Origin of the sequence: Streptosporangium sp. NPDC087985, assembly GCF_044741965.1 — a bacterium.
Taxonomy (GTDB): Bacteria; Actinomycetota; Actinomycetes; order Streptosporangiales; family Streptosporangiaceae; genus Streptosporangium.
This window is the reverse complement of record NZ_JBIUTQ010000019.1, coordinates 56,848-78,478: the sequence shown is the minus strand read 5'-3', so window position 1 is coordinate 78,478 and position 21,631 is coordinate 56,848. Positions and strand designations below refer to the sequence as shown.

The following is a 21,631-nucleotide window of genomic DNA, read 5'->3' as shown; positions in this document are numbered from 1 at the left end:
ACATGGTGAATCGAATGATCGAAGAGAAAGTCGCAGACCGCGTGGGACCCGACGACAGCCGCATCGCACCAGCGATCGAGGTGCGCGACCTCCGGCAGAGCTACGGCGATTTCGAAGCCGTCAAGGGCATCTCCTTCGACGTCCGGCCCGGCGAGCTGTTCGCGCTGCTCGGCACGAACGGCGCCGGCAAGACCACGACCATCGAGCTCCTGGAAGGCTTCCGCCAGCCGAGCGGAGGCTCGGTCCGGGTCCTGGGGTTCGACCCGTACACCCAGCGCGGCGACGTCCGCCCGCACACCGGGCTGATGTTGCAGGAAGGAGGGTTCTTCAACGACCTCACCGTGGCCGAGACCGTGACCTTCTGGCGGGACATCTCCGCGGGCAAGCCCACCTCACCTGACGAGAGCCTCGCCCTGGTCGAGCTGAGCGACAAGGCCGACGTCATGGTCCGTCAGCTCTCCGGCGGCCAGAAGCGCCGCCTGGACCTGGCCCTGGCCACCCTCGTCCAGCCCAAGGTGCTCTTCCTCGACGAGCCCACCACGGGCATGGACCCGGAGGCCCGCCGCAACACCTGGACCATCATCCAGGACCTCGTCGCCGGTGGGACGACCGTTCTGCTCACCACCCACTACCTGGAGGAGGCCGAGCGCCTGGCAGATCGCCTGGCCATCATGCACGACGGGCGTATCGAGGTCGCCGGTACGATCGAGCAGGTCATCGCCGACCGTGGCAACCGGGTCCGCTTCCTGGTCCCCGACGCCCTGCCGGTCGACCGTCTGCCCCTGCTGGGCGGCATCGGCCCGACGGCGGAACTCCGCAAGGGGCAGTTGATCGCCGAATACGCGCTCACCGCCGACCCGGCCGACACCCAGCACGCTCTCAGCCACCTGATCGGCTGGGCATCCGAACATCACCTTGTCCTCAACCGACTCGAGGTGCGCAGCACCTCCCTGGAGGACGTCTTCCTGGAGGTCGCACATGCTGCTTAACCACGTCCTGAGGCTGGCCCGTCTGGACATCACGCTGCTGTGGCGCAACCGCACGGCGTTCTTCACGGCGATCGCCTTCCCGCTCATCCTCGCCTGCGTCGCCATCCCCCTGCAGGGCGGGTTCGTCGCAGGCGTCCCCTCAGGCCTCTACACCCTGACGGGCATGCTCGCCTTCGCCTGCTTCTTCGTCACCTTCATGCACCTGACGACGCTGTTCACCGCTCGCCGCGAGGAACTGGTGCTGAAGCGGATGCGCGGAAGCGTGCTCACCGAGGCCGCCATCTTCGGCGGCAGCGGCCTTGCCTCCACCGCCATCTACGTTCTGCAGGCGGCCGGCATCGTCACGTTGGGAATCGTCACCGTCAACGGCCATCTGCCACGCAACATCCCGCTGTTCCTGCTGGGTGTGGTGCTCGGCTCGGTCATGTTCGTCCCCCTGGCCGCGGCCCTGTCGGGGGTCACCAAGAGCGGGGAGACCGCGCAGATCACCGTTCTTCCCGCGATGCTGATCCTGATCGCGACCTCTCAGGCCAACTTCCCGCTCGACAGCATGCCCGACATCGTTCAGCGGATCGCCTCGGCCATGCCGCTCTCCCCGGTCGTGGACGTCATCCGCACCGCCTACTTCGGCCTCGACTTCACCCAGACCGCCCCCTACCCCGCCGTCGGTTTCGCCGAGTCATGGGCGGCGGCCGGCCCCCGCCTGCTCCTCATCTGGGGCTGGACCGTCGTCGGTGTCTTCCTGGCGCGTAAGTACTTCCGCTGGGAGCCCCGCCACTCCTGACCCCCGGCAGCGCGCGTCAACCTCAGATCGCGACATCTGAGCTCTCCCAAGGAACTGCGGCGTCCCCGCCGACGAGTAAACGGAAGGATGGAGTCTGCGATGTCGCAGAAGAAGCCGTACCAAGGTCTCTGGCTGGGAACGGGCGACTACTCCCACGCCGCCCCTCCGTTGCGGATCGGGGACGCCGAACGTGATGAGGTGACCGCGGCCTTGCGCGAGCACTACGCCCAAGGCCGCCTCACCCCGGAAGAGCTCGACGGACGCCTGGAGGCGGCGCTTGCCGCCCGTACGGCTGATGACCTTGAGCGGGTCATCGGCGATCTACCCCGTGACGGCCGCCGAGCAGGCGACTCCTCCTGGCCGGGCACCGCGGACAGACGCCGGCGCCCTCCCCGAGGGCGTCATGAGGTGCTGACCCCGATGGCCATCTTCGCGCTGGCGACCATCGCTCTGGTTACGAGCAGAGCGGGATCGCTGTTTCCGATCTCCAAGGTCGGCCTCTCCGTCCTGCTCGTAGGGGGCGCCGTCTCCGCGATCGTTCTCTACAGGCGGTACCGAAACCTCCGGTGACCAGAATGGGCCGGAGCGAGCAGCCCTTTCTCCACCGTGGGGCCCGGCGCGGCACGATGCGCTACGCCGGATGGGGTGGGACCCTCGTGAGACCGGCGCTCTCCGCCTCCACGGGGGCGGTCAGCTGGGAGGCGCGGCCCGGCCGTACCGGTGCAGGGCCTCGACCTGCCCGTAGGACGGGACGCCGCCGGGGGCGGGTGAGCCCTCGGCCACCCGGAGCGCCGTGGTGACGGCCGCGTGCAGCGCCGTCCGGAACAGCAGCGACCCGTAGCTGATCCGGGCCACTCCCAGCCCGGCCAGCCGGTCCACCGGCACACCGGGCTGGACGAGCACGTTCAACGGCACCTCGGCCGCGGCCACCAGCGCCTCGATGTCCCGCTCGCCGGTCGCGCCCGGCACGAACACCCCGTCGGCCCCCGCGCCGGCGTAGGCGCGGACCCTCGACAGCGCCTCGGCCCGGGCATCGGGCAGGCCCAGCCAGAACGCGTCGGTACGCGCGTTGAGGAACACCTCCGGAACGCGTTCCTTGACCACGGCGACCAGTTCCGCCTGCGCTTCCAGACCGGCCAGGCCGGTGCCGCGCCCGTCCTCGAGGTTGACCCCCACGACGCCCAGTCCGGCCAGCTCCGCGACCAGGTCGGCCACCTGTCCGGGCGTCCCGCCGAACCCCGACTCGATGTCCACCGTCACCGGGACCCCCAGGCCCGCGATCGACCGTGCCAGGCTCAGCGTCTCGGCCCGCGTCGCCCGCCCGGCGTCCGGTTTCCCGGCGGCCGCCGCCACCCCCAGGCTCGTCGTGCCGATCGCGGCGAACCCCGCCTGTGCCAGCGCCGCCGCGGAGGCGTGGTCCCACGCGCAGGGCAGCAGCAACGGCGAGTCCCCATGGTGCAGAGCCCTGAACCGCGTGAACATCGTCTGAATCCTTCCGGCATGTCGATCCCGGGTCCCGGGCGTGGGGGAGAGCGTCAACGGGTCACCGCCTCGACCACTCCGGCCGCCAGCGCCAGCGCGACCTGCCGCCCCGGACAGGCCCGGGGTCCGGCTCCGAACGTCAGGTGCTCCGGCGCGCGTCCCGGCCGGAAACGGTCCGGATCGGCGAACACCGCCGGATCGCGGTTGGCCGCCGCCACGTCGAGCACCACGTCCGTCCCCTCCTCGGCCACCGTACGGCGGAGCACCCGGACCGGAGGGTCGTGCCGGAGCGTCTCGGCCAGCAGCTCGTCCACCGTGCACGACACCGGCCGGGCGGCCAGCGCGTTGCGGACCAGCCCGGCCGTGGCACCGCACGCCTGGGCGAGCAGCCCCGCCAGCACGGCCAGCCGCTCCGGGGCCGGATCACCCAGCAGGCGCGAGAGCCGTACCAGAGCCTCGTCGGCCGCCGCGGTGTCCACCTCGCCCGGCCTTGACTCCGGCCCCGGTTCCGATCCCGGCGCTGAGCCCGACCCCGGCTCCGGATTCGGCGCCGGCAGGTAGGCCGGGGCGAGTGCCGCGACGGCCTCCGCGGCCCGGCACCCGTCTTCGGCCGGTACACCCAGCGCGACGGCCAGCACCCGTACGGGAACCAGCTCCGGGGGCCCGGTGTCCTGCGCCGCGAGCCGGAACGCCTCGGCGCGCAGCGCGTCCGGGTCCAGCCCGGCCAGTACCGCCACGCCCGCGGCCCGGCGCTCGGCGTGCACCGGCCTTGTGGCGAAACGGCCGACCGCGCCGCGCAGCCACGCCATGGTCAGCGTGAACGGCGGGCGGGGCACGGGAGCGACGGTGAAACGGGGATCGGCCAGCACCGCGCGCACGTCGGCGTGGCGGCTCACGACCAGCGGATCGGAAGTCATGACCGGCACGCTAGACGCTGAACACTTCGACCCTCGCCGAAGTGTTCACGTCGCAGGCGGGGGAAGCAGAAGATCGGCGGACGGGCCGCTGTTCCGGTCGGCGTAGGAGCCGTCCGGCGACTCCGTTCACCGGCACGGTGGCTTGTAGTCCAGGGCCTCCAGGTATTGGCTCCACTGTGCCGGCGTGATGGGGTCACCCGCGTTGGCACAGAGCTGCCGGAGTAACTTCTCCGGCCGCATCGCCCACATGCGGACCACGCCGTCGGCTCCGGCGGCGGCCAGGATGTCTCCCTCAGGACTGAACGCCAGCGCGGAGACCGCCCCTCCGTCTCCGGTGAAGGTGGCCAGGTTCTGCGGATGGGTGGCGTCGGCGACATCCCACACGAGTACGGTCCGGTTGTCGCCCGTGGCCAGGGTCCGCCCGTCAGGGCTGAACGCCAGCGCGCCGACGTCCTCCGTGTGGCCGGTGAGCTTGGCCACACGCTTCGGGTGGGCGGGGTCGTTGACGTCCCAGAGGTTCACCGAACGGTCCCCGCTCCCCGTCGCCGCCGTGTGCCCGTCCGGGCTGAACGCCACCGCCTGCACTTCCGCCGTGTGTCCGGTCAGTGTGGCGACCGGCACGGGGTGCTTGAGGTCGCTGATGTCCCACAACTGGGCCGTGTTTTCCCTGCTGGTGGTGAGGAGAGTGTGGCCGTCGGGGCCGAGCGCCATCGAGGAGTACACCCCTGGGGGGCCGGTGAAGGTTCCAAGGGATCGAGGGCGGTCCGGGGTGAGGCTCCACACCTGTTTCGTCTGCCCGTTGCCCACGACCACGGTGTACCCATCCGCGCTGAACGCCAGAACAGAGGTCTGGGTCATGGGACGGGCCAGGATGGCCGTGACACGGGGGCGGAGGGGGGTGGAGAGGTCCCACGCTTCCGTTGTCCCGTCCTTCCTGCCCGCCACCAGCGTCCGGCCGTCGCCGCCGAAGCCCACCGAGGCCACACCTGAGGCCGACTCGGACTGCAGCTTCGCGACCTCCTTCGGACGCAGGGGGTCGTCGACGTCCCAGAGCCGCACCGTGTCGTCGTCGCCGCCGGTCGCGAGGACATGGCCGCCGGGGCTGAACGCCAGTGCGTCGACCGCCGCGGTGTGGCCGGTCGCGGTGGCCGAGACGGTGGAATCCTTGGGGTCGGCCATGTTCCACAGTCGGACGGTGCGGTTGAGAGCGCTGGTCGCGAGCGTGCGGCCGTCCGAACTGAAGGCCAGTCCGTGGATTCCCGCCGTGTAACCGGTCTCGATGACCGACATCGTCGGATGGGCGTGGTCGCTGACGTCCCACAGCGTCAGGTCGAAACCGGCGGCGATGAGGATGCGGCCGTCGGAACTGAAGACCAGGTCGTCGGCCACGGACACCAGGCGGTTGTCGAAGAAGGTGGACAGCGCCACCGGACGCGCGGGGTTGGACGTGTCCCACTCCCGCAGTGTTCCGTCGGAGTCCGCGACGGCGAGGACGCGGCTGTCGGGGCTGAACGCCACGGCGTTCGGATCGCCGGCCTTGACGCCGGACAGGACGACCGGCCGCTTGAGGCCCGACAACCTCCACAGCCGTACCTTCTCGCCCCAGGCGGCGATGGCGAGAAGCCGGCCGTCGGGGCTGAACGCCAGTGTGCTGACCCCTCCGCTGAGGCGGGTCACGATGGTGGACGACGAGGGGGCGCGTGGATCGGCGATATCCCAGAGGCGCACGGTCTTGTCGGTGCCGATGGTGGCGAGCGTGTTTCCGACGGGGCTGAACGCCAGGGTCGTGATCTTCGCTCTGCCCGTGGTCAGCCTGGCCAGCCTTCTGGGGCGGGCCGGGACCGCGACGTCCCAGAGCTGGACCGACGGACTGTCACTGTGGGTGGCAAGGGTGCTCCCGTCGGGGCTGAAGGACATGCCCGTGATGGCGTTGGTGCCGCCGCTCACCGTGCTCAGGGCCTTGCCCGCGGAGGTGTCGTACATCGTGACGGTCTTACCGGTGGCCACCCCCAGCACGGGTCCGCCGGTCTGGTGGGCGAGGGCGGTGATGTCTTCCGGGAAGCTGATCTCTCCTGGGATGGAATGGCTGGTCAACAGCGCGCCAGTGGCCTGGTCGGTGACGGCCGTACGGTACGCGACCGCGAGTAGCTGCCGGGCGAGACCAGGCTGGGTGCGGTTCAGGTAGGCGGCCTGCACCGTGACCTGGCGGGAGATGGCGATGTCTCGTTGCCGCAGGGCGTCAGCCTGTGCCGCTGTCGCGACGGCGGCCTGCCGTGCGGCGAGACCGGTGGCGATGAGGGCGATGACCGTGAGGGCGGAGAGCGATCCGACGGCGCGGCGGCGGAGCCGCGTCCGACGGCGTTCGAGAGCGACGGACGCGTCGAGGAAGGCCAGAACAGGGGGTGCCAGGGTCTCCCGGGACGACGGTTCCGCGAACCGCTCGCGGACGATGGCCAGCTGGGTTCCGCGATACAGCAGGTCCGGGTCCTGACGCTCGCCCGTCCAGGCGTCGGCCGCGGCGATCAGTTGCTGCCGGACGAGCAGTCCCGCCCGGTCGGCCTCGATCCACTCGCGGAGCCGTGGCCATGCGCTGATCAATGCTTCGTGGGTGATCTCGACGGTCTGCGCGGTGGCCGTGACGAGCCGGGCCTTCACGAGGGCGTCCAGGACGAGCGTCGTGGTCGCCGCTGAGACGTCACGGCGCCATAACCGGGCGTGCGGCAACCGCCGGCGCACGTCCCTGGTGCCGTCCCCGACGGAGACCATCCGCAGGAGAAGGCGGTGAAGCTCGTCGCGCCCGGTCTCGTCGAGGCTGTCGTGAACCGACTCGGCGGTGGCGGCGATGGCTCCGCGGATTCCCCCGGTCATCTGGTAGTCGGCGACGGTCAGCATCCGGCCGGTGTGGTTGTTCCAGGTGCCGAGCAGGGCGTGGGACAGCAGCGGAAGGCTTCCCGGGTCGGGCATCTGTGACGAGTCGTCGGCGGACTCCATGCCGAGATCGTGCAGGAGTAGCTCGACCAGGGCCGCCTCCAAGGCGTGCCCCACGCTTTCGCAGGGCTGGGTGATGGCCTCCCGGAGCTGTCCTCTGGTCATCGGACCGACGAACTGGGCGTGGCGGATCGCCGGGGCGAGATCCTCGTAGGAGGCCAGGTGGTCGAGGAAGTCCGCCCTCACCGCGATGACGACCAGGACGGGCGGCCGGTCACCGGCCGACACGGCCAGGAGGACGCGGAGAAAGGCCTCACGGTCGGCCTGGGACACGGAAGGGGCGAAGACCTCCTCGAACTGATCGATGATCCATACCATTCGACGGTCGTCGTCTCCGGAGGGGACGCTGATCGGCTCCGGAAGGGCTCGGCGAACGAGCTGGACGGTCCGCGCGGGGCTGTCGCGGAACGCGGCCTCGACGTCGCCGACGGGGATCCCCGACGCCTGCGACACGCGTGCCGACAGGTCCGTCAGGATTTCCGCACCGGGCGTCATGAGGACCAGCGGCCAGCGGCCCGAACCCGGTACGCCCAGTTCACCGCGGCCGAGCGCGGGTATCAGCCCGGCATTCAGGAGCGACGACTTGCCCGCTCCCGACGCCCCGGTGACGATGAGCGGCCCGGCGGAGAACAGTTGCGCCGCGGCGGCGCGGACCAGCCGGCCGGTCATCTCCTCCCGCCCGAAGAACAGGCGCGTGTCAACCGGCCCGTAGGACGCGAGGCCGACGTACGGGCACAGGTTCTCCGTGCCGGGCAGCGGCCAGCCGTCCGCCGCCGGCGGCGGATGCGCGGGTGGGCGGTAGGCGGGATTCACCGACATGACCAGCTCTCCGGACCGCCCCGCGGACCTGATCACAGGGGTACGGCCGTGCTCGCGTAGGACGCGGTGCAGATGCCCGGCCACCCGTTGCAGAGTGAGCCGTGGCGGGCCGTCGGAGTCGCCGTCGCGGAGTAGCCGGATGAGCTCCCCGCTGAAAAGGGTGTACGGCGCGTCTTTCGGAGCGAGTGCCGTCGCCTCGCCGGTGGCCGATGCGATCAGGTATCCCTCGCTCACCTCCCCGAGGTGGGCCCGGCCGGAGAAGCAGCAGTCGAGGATGACGATGGTGGTCGAGGCACGGCAACGGCTGATCGAGTCGTTGATCGCGGAGAACTCCAGTGCCTGCGAGGCCGCCCGCCCACGGGTGAGATCGATGGTCGCGTGTGTCGCGAGGTGCAGCTCTCCGCTCGGCGACAGGACTCCGTGGCCGACGTAGTACAGCAGGAAAACGTCGTCGGCCTCGGCGGCGGAGGCGCGGATGGCGACATCCATCGTCTCCGGATCGCGAGGGTCGACCACCGTCCGTACCTGCGAGGCCGGCAGGCCGCATGACCCGGTTAGGCAGGCGGCGAGATCCGTCACCGTCCCCCTGACAGCGGGCACGTTCGTCAGCCTCGAACCCGTGGTGTGGTCGCCTGTGCCGATCACGACGGCCCGCGTTCCAGGTGAGGACAGTGAGGCCAGGGGATGCATGCCGGCCGTTAGCCCCGCTCCCCGTCCTCTTGGACGTCGGCACGGTCCTGTGCGTCATCGTTCAGATGCCGGGAGAGACGGGAGATCTCCCTCTGCAGGGCCGCGGTGTCCAGCGCGCGGAGGCGTTTGGCGGACAAGGTGACCTTCACCGACCGATCGGTGCGGGTCACCGTCAGGTCCACGTCGCTGGTGCGGTAGCGGATCCACGTCGTGACGGCCATGACCAGTCCGGACACCGCCATCGGCGTCACCAGCACGCTCAGAGCCTCCAGAATGGGGCCGAGCGACTCGTCGTCGGGTGGGCTCTCGACGAGGCTCACGTCCCGCCAGGCGTGGTCGCGGCCCAGTTCGGCCGCGAGGTCCCGCAACACCTCACCGGATCCCTCGGTAACCGAGATCTTCACATTCATGCGCCCTGATTTTCTGTGATATGTGCTGGTATTTCCCATGCGGTAGGGGCGGGATCCCGAAATTCATCTCCGGGGAGACCGCCGTTGCCCGGCGAAGTGCAGAATGAACGAGAAGAGGCCGTCGGTGGTGGAGGCTCGGAGGACCAGGTCCGCCTTCCCGCTGCGGATACTGCCTTTCAACGTGGAGCCCTTCGCGACACCGGACACCCGGGGTAGCGTTCCCAGCCTCGGACCGCACGGGGCCAGCGCTCCTTCTCCGAAGAAGAGGTTGTAATTGAACCCCTCGGATTGGTGGGTGTCCACCAGCTTCCCCGAAAGGCGGCCATCCGAGTAGGCGAGCCGCCAGTAGGTCAGGATGCGATATCTCCTGTCGCCCCCGGGGGCCCGCGTTATCGCGGCCGATCCCAGGAAAAGGGTTCCCACTCTGCCGTCCTTTCCCGCCTGGAGGTCGAGCGAGAAGGGATTTCTCTCAAGGGCGTCTCCCCGCTTCTTCGGCGAGCCGATGACCAGCTCCACGGTCGTCGTATACGTCCTTCGCCCCAGGGCTTTCCGGGTGAAGCGCGGGCCGCAGTAGTCGTAGGAGGTCAGCTCCACCGAGGCGGACCCCCGGTAGACGCCGAGGGGAGAGGACTTCGGGACGGCCGGACCGGCCGACGGGGCCCCGGCGGGGGCGGGGGTCGTACGCGGTGTGGCCGGCGACGCCGGGGCCTGGAAAGCCGGAGTCTGGAAAGCCGGAGGAGGCGGCGACGGGTCCGGGGAGGGAGACGCCGCGAGGGAACCGTTCCCGCATCCGGTCAGAGCGCTGAGCAGAAGGGCCGTGATAATCGGGACCGGCCGGTGGACCGCGGCCCGCGTGGTCTTTCCCGAACCCGGTCCGCGGACCTTTCCGATGGCACAGCCGTACGTGTCTCGCCCGTGTGCTCGCTCTTCGACCGCTGAAGAAGATGTTCGCACGGTGGTACGGCTCCATTCGTCTCGCACGGCAAGTTATCAGCGTTTTGCCGAGTGGTCGACGGCAGTTTCGAAACCCGATCTCCACCGTGTTTCCGAATCGGAGCCGATTTCTATTTCAGATGCCGCCTGGATGATCGAATGCCCGAAATGTCGAGGCGTGGGTCCCGGCCCGTCTCGCGTTGGCCGGAGCGCGCGGGCAGCCCGCGTCGACGGTGTTGAGGGGCCGGTCCCCTGTCCACGGTGGCGACGGTCTCGACCGCCAGAAGGGCGACAAGCATCCAGGACCGGTGTGCGCCGAGTTCCGTGAGTCCGCCGCACCGTTCGAATGCGAGAGAGGTACTACCTGGCCAGGAAGTCGAGTGCGATCTGCACTTCGACCGCGGCGCCGATCGGGAGACAGTCCTCGATGATGTCGAACTTCGGGCTGTGATTCGCGAAGTCGAGGCCGTCCTCATGGGTCCCGGCGCCGAGGAAGAGGAAGCAACCGGGCACAATCCCCGTGTAGAAGGCGAAGTCTTCAGACGCTGAGGTGCCCGGCCCGAAGTAGGCGGCGTCGCCGATGACCTTGCGCGCGGCGGCGTGGGCGAGGTCGGCCAGGCGGGAGTCGTTCTGTACCACGGGATAGTTGTCGAACCACTGGAACGCGTACTCGGCGCCGTTGGCGGCGCAGATGCCGGCGACGATGTCCTTGGCGCGCCTGGCCATGAGCTCCCAGTCGGCATCGGAGGCCGTCCGGATTGAGCAACCCAGCTTGGCGGTGTCCGGGATGACGTTGGGCGCCTCCCCGGACTGGAAGACACCGACGTTCACCACGTTCATGTTTGCCGGGTCGGTGTTGCGCGACGTGATGGTGTTGAGAGCAAGGACGATCTCGGCACCTACCAGCACCGGATCAATGCCGTTCTGCGGCATGGCCCCGTGGGACCCCCGTCCCTGGATCTTCAGGAAGAAGCCGCCGGCCGCTGTGGAGGCCGCCCCCTTGTGGATGCTCAGCGTGCTGAGCTTCTGATTCATCACGTGGATGCCGAAGATGCCGTCGACTCCTGACAGGACGCCGGCCTTGACCAGCTCCTGCGCTCCACCCGGCGGCACCTCCTCGGCGTGCTGAAAGATGAACTTCACCGTGCCCGCGAAGTCGCTGCGCAGGCCGGTGAGGGTCTTCGCGGCTCCGAGCAGCATGGCGGCGTGTGCGTCGTGCCCGCAGGCATGCATCACGCCTGCGGTCTTCGACGAGAAGGGAAGTCCGGTCTCCTCCTGCAGAGGCAGTGCGTCGATGTCGGCGCGGAGTGCCACGGTCCCACCGTCACCCCTCCCGCCGCGGAGGACCCCGAGAACACTTGTCCGGGTGGGTCGTTGAACCTCGATCCCGAAGCCGGTGAGCAGCTCCGCGATGAAGGAGGAGGTCGTGAATTCCTTGAAGGACAGTTCCGGATTCTCGTGGATGTGGCGTCGCCAACTCACGATGTCCGCAGTGGGAATCTCCGATGCAAGGCTCATCGTTATGCCCTTCTTCGGGAGCCTTCATACCGATGGTATGCCTCACCGGGGGCGGGCAGCCTATCCGCTGACTCGGTTCACTGGGGAGCCGGCTCGGCCGCAGGGGTCTGGCCGAGTGCGACGGCGAGCCGTTCCCCGCCCCACCCCGTGCCGTCTCTCCAGATCGTCGTGATGTTGAAGGTCGTGGCCAGCATTCCGGGTGCCCACGAGGGTTCGGGAGCCTGGGGGAGCACGAGGAACAGATGGTCCGCGCGGTCCCCGCCGGCGTGCTCCACCTCCATGATCCGCAGTACGGCCTCGCGCATCCGCTCGTAGGTGTGGCCGCCCTCGCCCAGCACCTCGTATCGGGCCGACCCTTCGGGCCCCTTGCACGCGATGTCGACGAGCGAGGACTGTGCGGGATGCAGCCGGGCCCCGTGCAGTTCGGCGATGAGCCGGAAACGGAGCTCCTCGTGGACGTGGCACTGCCTGTCGGCGCGGACGCGCTCCTCCAGGGAGGAGACGAAGCTCTGGAAGTCGTGATCGTGCGGGTCACCGCCGGGGATCGGGTCACCGCCGGGAGTCGGGTCGCCGTCAGGAAGCGGGTCGCCACCGGAAAGCAGGTCGTCGTCGGGGGCCGGGTCGCCGTCGGGAAGCGGTCCACCGCCGGAAGGCAGATCGGATTCCATGGTCATGTTCTCCTCACTGGATGTGCTGGGGGGTTCGGGCGCGTTCGCGGGCACCGGACCCGCCGGTCCGCCCAGTTCGACGGGGAGCGGCGCGGAGTGGACGACGGTGAGCGACTGGGTGCACCGGGTGATCGCGACGTAGAGGCGGCGCGGTCCTGCCGCGCCCTGGGCGGCGATGGCGGCGGGTTCGACCACCACGACGTGGTCGAACTCCAGACCCCTGGCCATGGTCGCGGGCAGCACGACCAGCGGCGGGACGTCGTTTTCGGGCACCTCGCCCTGGGCCGCCGTCACCCGCGCGCCGATCTCGCCGAGCAGCGCGGTGCCGTCCGGGACGATCAGCGCGACCGACCGTCCCTGCTCCCGGTCCGCCGTGGCGAGATCCAGCGCCCGCTCGACGGCCTCGTCCGCCAGCCGGTCGGCCTCGGCCGGCACGATCCGCAGCGACGTCTCGTCGGCGGGGCGCACGGACCGGGGGACGGCGGTGGAGAGGGACACGGTCGCGGCCAGCGGCGCCGCGAACCGCATGACCTCGTCCGGGACCCGGTAGCCGACGGCGAGTTCGGCCATGTGCCAGCCGTCGCCGCCGCTGAGGAGCACGGCCAGTCGTTCCCACACGTCGTACTGCCGGGCCCCGGTCGTCTGGGCGAGATCGCCGAGCACGGTCATGGAGCCGCTGGGGCAGCGGCGGGCCAGCGACCGCGCCTGCATGGGGGTGAGGTCCTGGGCCTCGTCCACCACGATGTGGCGGTAGCGCCGGAGCCGGGCCCCGGACAGCAGGTGGCGCAGCTCCTCCAGGCAGACCAGGTCGTCGAGCGTCCACGGCTCCTCGGCGCCCCGGGCCGTGCGGGGCCGTACGACGGCCGCCCGCTCCTCGGCGGTCAGCAGACCGGGAGCGGCCAGGCCGATCAGGTCCGGGTCGTTCAGCGTCCGGCGCAGGACGGTCTCGGCGTTGGTCGCGGGCCAGATGGCGTTGATCAGGGAGGCCACCCGGCTGTGCTTCTCGATGCCGGAGCGGAGCGCCCGGTCCGGGCGGCGGCCCGGCAGTGCCTTGGCGTACCGGTGCATCAGGCGGTCGACGAAGGTGTCGACGAACTTGCGGCGCCGGACCAGGTAGGGCCCGTTGGAGTCGCGCGCCGCGACGGCGAGCGCCTCGATCTCGGTGGCGGGGAGCGTCAGGGCGGCGCCCCGGTACGGCGTGCTGAAGACGTCGTCCCCGACGTGGGCGGCCAGCGCCTCGGGACGGACGCCGCTCTCGACGACGCGGCGCAATACCTCGGCCATCCGCTCGTCGGACTTGACCAGGTGCGCCTGCGGGGTGTCGATGGCACGGACCTCTCCCTCCCAGAGCCGCGCCACCTCCACCGTCGCCACGCCCCGGCTGCCGAGCCGGGGCAGGACCTGGCTGACGTAGCGCAGGAATCCCCGGTGCGGCCCCACCACGAGGACGTCGTCGGGGGCGAGCCCCCGGTTCGTCGGGTCCAGCAGCCAGACGACGCGGTGCAGGCCGACCGCGGTCTTGCCGGTCCCCGGGCCGCCCTGGACGATGAGCACGCCGGGCCGTCCGTCGGATACCAGCTCCAGCTGGTCGCGCTGGATGGTCTCCACGATGTCGCGCATCAGCCCGTCGCGCGCCCGGTCGAGATCGGCGAGCAGGAAGGCGTCGGCGGGCTCGCCGGGGGCCTGCTCGGGAGCGGGGAAGGGCAGTTCCTCGGCGAGGGGGACGGCGTCCGGGACGGGCATGGTCGCACTGCGCCTCGGGGCGACCGGTCTGATGTCGTCGAGGTAGTCGGTCACCGTACGCCCGTCGAGGCGCAGCTTGCGGCGGAGCCGGATCCCGTCGGGGCGGGAGGGCTGCGCCTTCATCCAGGTGATCGCCTGGGCGGTGGTCCAGTTGATCACGACGAGGCCGCCGTCGGGATCGCGGACCGCCCGCCGTCCGATGCGCCACGTCTCCGGGCCTTCCGGGTCGCCGGTGACGTCGACGCGCATGAAGACGAGGGGCTGCTCGCCGAGGTCCTCGTACACGCCGAACTCGGGCGGAACGTCCGCGACGAACGGGAGGCCGGTGTCGGGGTGCTCCGCGCCGCGCGTGCTCCTGACCCGGTCGGCGTCGAGCTGCCTGAGCTCGACGCAGTCGTAGGCGTGATCGACGGCGCGCTGCTCCTCGGCGATCACGATGGCACGGTCGGCACTGCCCATGCTGCCTCCGGAGTTCGGTGCCTGACGGCACTGCTGGGGGGACCGGGTTCTGCTGCGACGGGACGTACGGTTCACGCCGGATCGGTGGGAGGCCGTGCCTGCCCGGTAACCCGATCTGGTGTGTGCCGCGTCACACTGCTGGACGGTAGACCATTATCCGGCAAATGTGAACCCAGTGCACATGTAATTCTCTCAACAGACACAAAACAGATAAAAAGTATAAATTCTGATTCACGCTGTTGACGGCCCCGTCTCGGTGCGACGGGGCCGCCCCGCCGACACGGGTGAGGAGGTCCAGCAGCGGCTCGGCCAGGGTTTCACCGCCCTGGCCCCGCTCGCCGCCGCCTCGCGTACGGCCGGGCCAACGGCCGGGAGAGATCTACCTCGACGGGGCTGGACCCGCGCCGAGTCCTGGACCTGCCGGCCCGCTACGCCAACGGCGCCGCCCTGGGGCCCATGGTGTCCGAGCGCGTCATCGACTGGGAGCTGATCGCCCAGCAGTACGACCAGATGGTCAAGTACGCCACCGCGCTGAAGCTGCGCACCGCCGTGCCCGCGCACGCGCTGCGCGACGACGTCCGAGTTCAGGGGGGCGGCACGCGTGAACCGTCTCCCGCCTGCTTGGTCGGACCGAGCGGGCGGGAAACGGATTCATGTGGCTCTCGGGCCTGGCCTGCTATCCGCCGATGTGCGGTGCGCGTGCGGCGGCGGAGCCGTCCCGGATCACCTCACCGGTGAGGTTGCCGTTGGCTGCCGAGCCGAGGAAGACGATGAGGTTGGCCACATCGTCGGAGTTGGAGAGCCTGCGGGTGGGGGTGGCGGCAGCGAGGGCGTCGGTGACGAACGCCGGAATGTCTGGGCGGCTGTCGGTCAGGGTGAAGCCCGGGGCCACGACGTTGACCAGGATCCCGTCCCGGCCGCCGTTCCAGGCGAGGCTGCGGGCGAGCCCGTACAGGCCCGATTTGGCGGTCCCATAGGGGCCCGGCCCGGGCAGGCCCTCCTCCGCGACACTCGAGGAGATCAGCACGATACGGCCCCAGCCCCTGGCGCGCATGCTCGGCAGGACGGCGCGGACCGAGGCCGCCGTTCCGACGAGGTTGGCGTTGATCATCGCGTCCCACTCCTGCAGCGGCACGTCCTCGAACCGGAGGCTGGGGTCGGGCGGCCCGTTTGTCTTCGCTGATCGGGTAGAGAGTCAGGCTCAGGAGGGCGTCTCGGCGCGCGTCCGGGTCGCCAGGGTGTGCACCGCGGCGAGCGCCGCGGCGTGGGAGGCCTCGTGCTGCTCGCGGAACTGAGCGAGGAAGGGCATGACCGTGGCGTGCGTGAGCTCGGCATGGACGAACTCCACGTCGTCCAATCCGAGCACGGAGAAGTAGGCGCGCAGGTAGGGCTCCTGGAAGTCGAAACGCTCGCGGGGCGTGCCAGGCCCGTAGCCCCCGCCGCGCGCGCTCAGCACCACGGCCGACTTTCCCTTGAGCGGCAGCCAGGGCAGGGTCACGCGGTCGATCCATGCCTTGAGCGCGGCGGGCACCGAGAAGTTGTACATCGGAACGCCCAGGAGCAGAACGTCCGCTGCGAGCAGCTGCTCCACCAGCGGGCGGGTGGCGGCCCAGCTTCTGGCCAGCTCGGGGGCGCTGGCGGCGACCTTGTCCATGGCCTCGATGTCGCGCACCTCGTTCACGGATGACTGGGTGGCGAGTCGGACACGGTCCTCGTCGATGGGCGGCACCGGGTCCGCCACCAGGTCACGGTAGGTGTAGATCCCATTGGGATGGGTCGCTTGCCAGTCGGCCACGAAGGCCTTGCCCAGCCTGCGCGAGAACGAGTCGCTTCGTCCGCTCGCGTCCAGATACAGAAGATGCGTCACAAGATTGCCTCAAATTCGAGATGATCTGGATTCGCAATCAATATATATCCAGATGTTCTTAAATCAAGAACATCTCGGCTTGCTATCATGCTGCTATGGCCATCTCTCCCGCCACCGACGGCTCGCCCAGCAGCTGGTTGCACCAGGACCTGCACTGGCTGTTCGCCCGGCTGAAGCAGGGCCTCGCCACGGCGGAGACCGCAGTGGTGCGAGAACACGGCATGACCCTGTGGGGCTACACGGTGCTGATGGCGATCGTCGAAGCCCCCGCGCGCACCCAGCTCGCCCTCGCCCAAGCCGTGTCGGTCGACAAGAGCAAGCTGGTCGTCATCCTCGACGAACTGGAAAGCGCCGGCCTGGTGCGACGCCGGCCGGACCCTACCGACCGCAGGGCCCGCATCATCGAGGTCACCTCCGAAGGGAGCCGCGCCCTCAAAGCCGCCCGCAGTGACATCGAGGCGATCGAGGACCAGCTCCTGGCCGACCTCGCCCCCTCGGCACAGACCGCCCTGAAGAGCGCGCTGCAACAGCTCGTCGGCGACCCCATCGCGAGAATCGAGGACGGACGGCCGCACGAAAACGCCTGCACTCCCCAGCAAGCCTGACCCCGCATTCGATGCCTACGGCACCCAGAGGCCGCGTCCGCCGCCGCTGTCGAGGTCGATGTCCGGGCAGATCTGGGGCACGTGTCCGGCTGATCCGGCGTCGATGACGTCGATATGGAGCGTTCCATTGTGGTTGGTGACGGCGACGGAGACCCAGCCGTCGGGGTGGCGGCCGGAGTCGGAGTGGCGTACCGCGCCGGTGCGACGTTCGCGGGCGGCAAGCTCGTCGAGAGACCCGATGACGAACCCCAACCCGAGGCAGCCTAAAAGATCTTGATCCCAGGTCTTGACTATTGATCCCGCCGATCGTGAATTCCTTCAACGCAGGAAAATGGGTACGAACCTCGCCAGATTCGGTGCAAGGCTGAGCGCGTGAACCATACGCACACCGTGGTCCTGGTCGAGGGGATCAGTGATAAGTCGGCCATCAAAGCGTTGGCCGAGCGCCGGGGCCGAAACCTCGCGGCCGAAGGCGTCTCCCTCGTGGCGATGGGCGGTGCCACGAACATCGGGACGTATATCGGCAAGTTCGGCCCTCCCGGTCGCAATCTCCGGCTGGCCGGTCTGTGTGACGCCGGCGAAGAAGGCGCCTTCTGGAGGGGCCTCGAGCGCGCCGGCCTTGGATCCAATCTCAACAGAAGCGATCTGGAGGCGCTCGGATTCTTCGTGTGCGTGGCTGACCTGGAAGACGAGCTGATCCGCGCCCTCGGTATCGCCACGGTTGAACGCGTCGTCGATGCCGAGGGCGAGCTCCGCTCATTTCGCACACTCCAGAAGCAACCCGCATGGCGCGGGCGCAGCACTCACGACCAGCTGCGCCGGTTCATGGGATCAGGCGGCGGCCGCAAGATTCGCTACTCAGGCCCGCTCGTCGCGGCACTGGAGCTCGATCGCGTGCCGCGACCGCTGGACGGACTGCTGGCCCACCTATGAGGCCCTCCACTCGGGTCCCCACGACCAGAGGAAAAGTAGCTGAGGGCAACGTTCTGGAGGCCCGGTTCCCGCGGCGGGAGGACGTTCCCCGCGCTGCGGTGGACTCCGTGGCCGGTCAGGTGAAGGCCGATCCGGCGCTGTTCGCCGGCTACGACTTCACCTCCCGTACCGCGGTCGATCACCGGGCGAAGATCCGTGATTTCCACGGGTTCCGGCCCTACTCGACGTGGGTAAGGAAGAAGTCCCGGACGTCCTCGGCGAGCAGCTCCGGCACCTCCATCGCGGCGAAGTGGCCGCCGCGCTCGAACTCCGACCAGTGCCTGATGTCGTACAGCCGCTCGGCCAGCGGTCGCACCGACTGTGTGATGTCGTGCGCGAACACCGCCACGCCGACCGGTACCGGGCACGGCTCGATCCCCCGCGGGGTGTCGTGGTGCAGCCGCGCCGAGGAGGCCGCGGTGGCGGTCAGCCAGTACAGCGAGATGTCGGTGAGCATCCGGTCGTCACTGATGTGCGAGCGGGGGTCGGTCCACTGCGCGAAGCGCTCGGCGATCCAGACCAGCTGGCCGACCGGCGAGTCGGTCAGCGCGTAGCCGATGGTCTGGGGGGTGAGGGCCTGCAGAGCCTGGTACGGCGGCCGGTCCGCCATCAGCTGCCTGACCTTGTCCAGCCGAGCTTCATCCGTTGCGGACAGTTCAATGTCGGCGTCTGGGACCGGCCGGGTCGGCAGGTAGTTGACGTGCACCCCGACGACCCGCTCGGGTGCCATCGCGCCGAGCGCCAGGGAGATGCCCGCGCCGAAGTCGCCGCCCTGCGCGCCGTAGCGCTCGTACCCGAGACGGCGCATCAGCTCGGCCCAGGCCCGCGCGACCCGGACGATGTCCCAGCCGCGCTCGTGGGTCGGCCCGGAGAAGCCGTAACCCGGGATGGACGGGATCACCAGGTGGAACTCGCGCGACAGCGGCTCGATGACGTCGAGGAACTCCAGGAACGAACCGGGCCAGCCGTGGGTGAGGATCAGCGCGAGCGCGTCCGGCTTCGCGGACCGGACGTGGACGAAGTGGATGTTCTGGCCGTCGATCTCGGTGGTGAAGTGCGGGAGCTCGTTGAGCTCGGCCTCGTGCTCGCGCCAGTCGTATCCGGTCCGCCAGTGTTCGGCGAGCTCCTTGAGCCGCGCCAGCGGGAAGCCGTAGTCCCACCCGGCGTCGGCGACCTCGTTGGGCCAGCGGGTGCGGGCGAGCCGGTCGGCCAGGTCGTCGAGGTCGGCCTGGGGGATGTCGATGCGGAACGGCTTGATCATGGTCTCAGCTCCAGGGGGATTCATTCGGCGGCCGAATGTTCAGTTGGCTAACGTTTACTCCACGAACGATAGCGCAATCATTAGTGCGCCAAACGACTCGCTAGACTTGTCACATGGAGAACCCATCCGAGGAGACGCCCGCCCGGTGGGAGGGCCTGCCCAGCTGGCTGCTCGGCCAGACCGCCAACCACGCGCGCCGCCTGGTGGGCGACGGGTTCTCGTCCGTCGGCGCCCGCGGCTACCACTACCGCCTGCTGGCGACGCTGGAGGAGTCCGGCCCGGCCAGCCAGGCCGCGCTGGGCCGCCGTAGTGGCATCCACCTCAGCGACATGGTCGCGACGGTCAACGAACTCGCCGATCGCGGACTGGTCGAGCGCGCCCCGGACCCCGCCGACCGGCGGCGCAACATCATCTCGCTGACCTCAGCGGGCAAGCGGCAGCTGCGGCGACTGGAGAAGCGGCTGGCCGAATGCCAGGACGAACTGCTGGCTCCGCTGTCACCCGAGGAGCGACAGCGGCTGACCGAGGTGCTGTCCAGGCTGTTGGATCACCACAACCGGCGAACAGGCATCCCCGAAGAGCCGTGGCGCTGACTGGGAACGCGCCCAAGAATTCCTCGAAGGCCCGCCGGTAGTAAACGGCAAAAAAACAACGCTAAGGCCGGGCCTCAGTCGGGGATGATCGCGCCGGCGTCGGGGTCGATGAGGTCGGTGCGGACGGCGACGATGTAACGGGTGCCGGTTTCGAACATGGCCGTGAGGCGGGCCTGCCGGAAACCCCGGCCCGCTGGCGGGGGCTCTCCCTGCTCTACGTCTGCCCGATCAAGGCCCTGCTCAACAACCTCCTGCCCCGCCTGGAGGGCTACGCGAGCTGGACCGGCCACCGCGTGGCGCTCTGGCACGGAGATGTCTCCGGCAGCCGGCGGAAGAAAATCCTGCGCGACCCGCCCGACGTCCTGCTCACCACGCCCGAGTCGATCGAGTCGATGCTGGTCGGCGTGAACGTGGACCACCGGCAGCTCTTCGAGCACCTCCAGGCGATCGTGGTGGACCAGATCTACTCGGCGTCCGAGCCCGAACTCTTCTGCTTCGTCGTCGGTGACCATGGCGAAGGCGTCGCTGGGGACTCCAGCGAGAGCCGCCGCGCGCGAGGCGACAGCCAAGAGGATGTGGCGGGTCTTCGAGGACGTCGAACAGCTCGCCGGATCCATCCTCTGGTCCGGTGGCCCCAATCCCCGTCTTGCGTCCGATTCCCACAGCGCGGCACGCCTCGACCGTTCCCACGCCTGACAGCACCAGGCGCCAGTACTCCGACTCGACATCTAACCGACGCTTGGGTCCTCGCCTCGCTATCAACACGCCCCTAATGATCAGGTGTGTTGCGACAAACACTAGAACCCGCGCGTCGCCACAGGGTCAGTTTTCACCTGTCGTCGACACCCGTAGGCCGCGACGAGGCCGAATATGACGCGGCGCACGTCCGCAGAAGCTCGTGCGCACGCTCGTCGAGTACGGCGATCTTAGCGAGCCAGAGCTAAAAGTCATTTTGTGAAGTTACTCAACTACCTAATGTTCGTGTCGGGTAGATCCCGTGTGCAGGTGCACACCTGTGCAACGGAAGCCTGTGTGACGCGCCCATCGCGGAAGTGGAGAGAACATGAAGGTCGGTCTTGGCCTGCCCATCAGCGACCCTCCCTCGCTGCTGACCTGGGCACGGCGCGCGGATGCCGGGCCGTTCACCACGATGGGGCTGCTCGATCGCATCGTGTACGACAACCCAGAGCCGCTGATCACCTTGGCCGCCATCGCCGCGGCCACCACAAGGATCCGCGTGCAGACCGAGGTGCTACTCGCGCCACTGCGTGAGCCGGTGCTGCTGGCCAAGCAGTGCGCGACCCTGGACCGGATCTCCGGCGGACGCCTCACCCTCGGTATCGGCGTGGGCGCACGGCCCGAAGATTACCTGGCCGTGGGCGCGGACTATGCCACGCGGGGCCGCCGCGTCGATGAGATGATGCCGGTCCTGCGGCGCATCTGGTCGGGTCAACCCCACGATGATCAGGTGGGTCCCATCGGCCCCGCCCCCACCCGCGTAAACGGCCCGGAGCTCCTGTTCGGCGGTTTCGTCCCAGCGGCCCTCAAACGCGTCGCGCGCTGGGGCGACGGCTACCTCAGCGCCGTACCCGTCGAACGCACCGACCCGTTGTTCCGCATGGTCGAAAAGGAATGGGGCGCGGCGGGACGTGCGGGCAGGGCGCGCCTGGTCGGCCAGGTCAACGTAGCCCTGGGCCCGGACAGCGTGGTCGAGGACGCCAAGCAGACGATCGGCTCCTACTACGCCTCCCTGGCCGGCACCTACGACGTCCACATGGTGACGACCGCCGACCAGATCCGCACCACCATCACCGGGTTCGCCGATCTCGGCGCCGACGAGGTGATGCTCTACTGCTGGGCCCACGACCCGGACCAAGTAGATCGCCTGGCCGACCTCCTCGCCTGACCGCTACCGGCGATCTCTGGCGACGAC

19 protein-coding genes and 2 pseudogenes are annotated in these 21,631 nt (G+C 69.4%); 10 read left to right on the top strand and 11 right to left on the bottom strand.

Features of this window, described 5'->3' with window-relative positions; translation table 11 throughout:
- Nucleotides 1-14 precede the first annotated feature (14 nt).
- From ACIN94_RS26980 to ACIN94_RS26970, 3 genes are all read left to right on the top strand, one after another.
- Nucleotides 15-989, top strand: coding sequence for an ABC transporter ATP-binding protein (locus ACIN94_RS26980; protein ID WP_400711586.1), 975 nt, complete (start codon nucleotides 15-17; stop codon nucleotides 987-989).
- On the top strand, nucleotides 979-1,773 hold the full coding sequence (locus tag ACIN94_RS26975) for an ABC transporter permease (protein WP_400711583.1): 795 nt from the start codon (nucleotides 979-981) through the stop codon (nucleotides 1,771-1,773). Before ACIN94_RS26980 ends, ACIN94_RS26975 begins: the two co-directional genes overlap by 11 nt.
- A gap of 99 nt (nucleotides 1,774-1,872) precedes the next feature.
- Nucleotides 1,873-2,343, top strand: a complete 471-nt coding sequence (locus tag ACIN94_RS26970) for a DUF1707 domain-containing protein (RefSeq protein WP_400711580.1) — start codon at nucleotides 1,873-1,875, stop codon at nucleotides 2,341-2,343.
- Nucleotides 2,344-2,463: 120 nt separating this feature from the next.
- Here ACIN94_RS26970 and ACIN94_RS26965 read toward each other — a convergent pair whose 3' ends face one another.
- The 7 genes from ACIN94_RS26965 to ACIN94_RS26935 all read right to left on the bottom strand — a co-directional run bounded on the left by ACIN94_RS26965 (nucleotide 2,464) and on the right by ACIN94_RS26935 (nucleotide 14,400).
- A complete protein-coding gene (locus ACIN94_RS26965; protein ID WP_400711577.1) occupies nucleotides 2,464-3,255 on the bottom strand; it encodes an isocitrate lyase/phosphoenolpyruvate mutase family protein in 792 nt (263 codons plus the stop codon).
- Nucleotides 3,256-3,308: 53 nt separating this feature from the next.
- Nucleotides 3,309-4,172: a cytochrome P450 gene (locus tag ACIN94_RS26960; RefSeq protein WP_400711574.1), complete on the bottom strand. Its 864-nt coding sequence runs from the start codon at nucleotides 4,170-4,172 to the stop codon at nucleotides 3,309-3,311.
- A gap of 126 nt (nucleotides 4,173-4,298) precedes the next feature.
- On the bottom strand, nucleotides 4,299-8,669 hold the full coding sequence (locus tag ACIN94_RS26955) for a caspase family protein (protein ID WP_400711571.1): 4,371 nt from the start codon (nucleotides 8,667-8,669) through the stop codon (nucleotides 4,299-4,301).
- A gap of 8 nt (nucleotides 8,670-8,677) precedes the next feature.
- Nucleotides 8,678-9,079 (bottom strand): hypothetical protein, encoded by a 402-nt coding sequence (locus ACIN94_RS26950; protein WP_400711568.1) that lies wholly within the window; start codon nucleotides 9,077-9,079, stop codon nucleotides 8,678-8,680.
- Between the two features lie 63 nt (nucleotides 9,080-9,142).
- On the bottom strand, nucleotides 9,143-9,673 hold the full coding sequence (locus ACIN94_RS26945) for a hypothetical protein (protein ID WP_400711565.1): 531 nt from the start codon (nucleotides 9,671-9,673) through the stop codon (nucleotides 9,143-9,145).
- 699 nt (nucleotides 9,674-10,372) lie between these two features.
- Nucleotides 10,373-11,530: a M20 family metallopeptidase gene (locus tag ACIN94_RS26940; protein ID WP_400711562.1), complete on the bottom strand. Its 1,158-nt coding sequence runs from the start codon at nucleotides 11,528-11,530 to the stop codon at nucleotides 10,373-10,375.
- Between the two features lie 77 nt (nucleotides 11,531-11,607).
- Complete coding sequence (locus ACIN94_RS26935; RefSeq protein ID WP_400711559.1) at nucleotides 11,608-14,400, bottom strand: HelD family protein; 2,793 nt, start codon at nucleotides 14,398-14,400, stop codon at nucleotides 11,608-11,610.
- 393 nt (nucleotides 14,401-14,793) lie between these two features.
- Between ACIN94_RS26935 and ACIN94_RS26930 the strand changes: the two are divergent.
- Nucleotides 14,794-14,970, top strand: a pseudogene (locus ACIN94_RS26930) (Tn3 family transposase); the annotation flags it as partial.
- Nucleotides 14,971-15,076: 106 nt separating this feature from the next.
- Here the strand turns inward: ACIN94_RS26930 and ACIN94_RS26925 are convergent.
- Nucleotides 15,077-15,535: an SDR family NAD(P)-dependent oxidoreductase gene (locus ACIN94_RS26925; protein ID WP_400711556.1), complete on the bottom strand. Its 459-nt coding sequence runs from the start codon at nucleotides 15,533-15,535 to the stop codon at nucleotides 15,077-15,079.
- Nucleotides 15,536-15,601: 66 nt separating this feature from the next.
- Complete coding sequence (locus tag ACIN94_RS26920; RefSeq protein ID WP_400711553.1) at nucleotides 15,602-16,267, bottom strand: FMN-dependent NADH-azoreductase; 666 nt, start codon at nucleotides 16,265-16,267, stop codon at nucleotides 15,602-15,604.
- A gap of 95 nt (nucleotides 16,268-16,362) precedes the next feature.
- On the opposite strand from ACIN94_RS26920, the gene ACIN94_RS26915 reads away from it, so the two are divergent.
- Entirely contained in the window at nucleotides 16,363-16,872 is a 510-nt protein-coding gene (locus ACIN94_RS26915; RefSeq protein ID WP_400711550.1) for a MarR family winged helix-turn-helix transcriptional regulator, read from the top strand.
- A gap of 15 nt (nucleotides 16,873-16,887) precedes the next feature.
- Here ACIN94_RS26915 and ACIN94_RS26910 read toward each other — a convergent pair whose 3' ends face one another.
- Entirely contained in the window at nucleotides 16,888-17,124 is a 237-nt protein-coding gene (locus ACIN94_RS26910; RefSeq protein WP_400711547.1) for a hypothetical protein, read from the bottom strand.
- A gap of 120 nt (nucleotides 17,125-17,244) precedes the next feature.
- Here ACIN94_RS26910 and ACIN94_RS26905 point away from each other — a divergent pair, with 120 nt between their 5' ends.
- Nucleotides 17,245-17,805, top strand: a complete 561-nt coding sequence (locus ACIN94_RS26905) for a TOPRIM nucleotidyl transferase/hydrolase domain-containing protein (RefSeq protein ID WP_400711544.1) — start codon at nucleotides 17,245-17,247, stop codon at nucleotides 17,803-17,805.
- Nucleotides 17,802-17,975: pseudogene (locus ACIN94_RS26900) on the top strand (hypothetical protein); the annotation flags it as partial. The gene ACIN94_RS26905 and the pseudogene ACIN94_RS26900, both read left to right, overlap by 4 nt.
- Before the next feature lie 47 nt (nucleotides 17,976-18,022).
- Here the strand turns inward: ACIN94_RS26900 and ACIN94_RS26895 are convergent.
- Nucleotides 18,023-19,105, bottom strand: coding sequence for an epoxide hydrolase family protein (locus ACIN94_RS26895; protein WP_400711541.1), 1,083 nt, complete (start codon nucleotides 19,103-19,105; stop codon nucleotides 18,023-18,025).
- A 113-nt stretch (nucleotides 19,106-19,218) separates the two neighbouring features.
- Here ACIN94_RS26895 and ACIN94_RS26890 point away from each other — a divergent pair, with 113 nt between their 5' ends.
- The 3 genes from ACIN94_RS26890 to ACIN94_RS26880 all read left to right on the top strand — a co-directional run bounded on the left by ACIN94_RS26890 (nucleotide 19,219) and on the right by ACIN94_RS26880 (nucleotide 21,604).
- Nucleotides 19,219-19,698, top strand: coding sequence for a MarR family winged helix-turn-helix transcriptional regulator (locus ACIN94_RS26890; protein ID WP_400711538.1), 480 nt, complete (start codon nucleotides 19,219-19,221; stop codon nucleotides 19,696-19,698).
- Between the two features lie 173 nt (nucleotides 19,699-19,871).
- Nucleotides 19,872-20,471: a DEAD/DEAH box helicase gene (locus ACIN94_RS26885; RefSeq protein ID WP_400711699.1), complete on the top strand. Its 600-nt coding sequence runs from the start codon at nucleotides 19,872-19,874 to the stop codon at nucleotides 20,469-20,471.
- Nucleotides 20,472-20,761: 290 nt separating this feature from the next.
- Nucleotides 20,762-21,604 (top strand): LLM class flavin-dependent oxidoreductase, encoded by an 843-nt coding sequence (locus ACIN94_RS26880; RefSeq protein WP_400711535.1) that lies wholly within the window; start codon nucleotides 20,762-20,764, stop codon nucleotides 21,602-21,604.
- The last annotated feature ends 27 nt before the right edge of the window (nucleotides 21,605-21,631 follow it).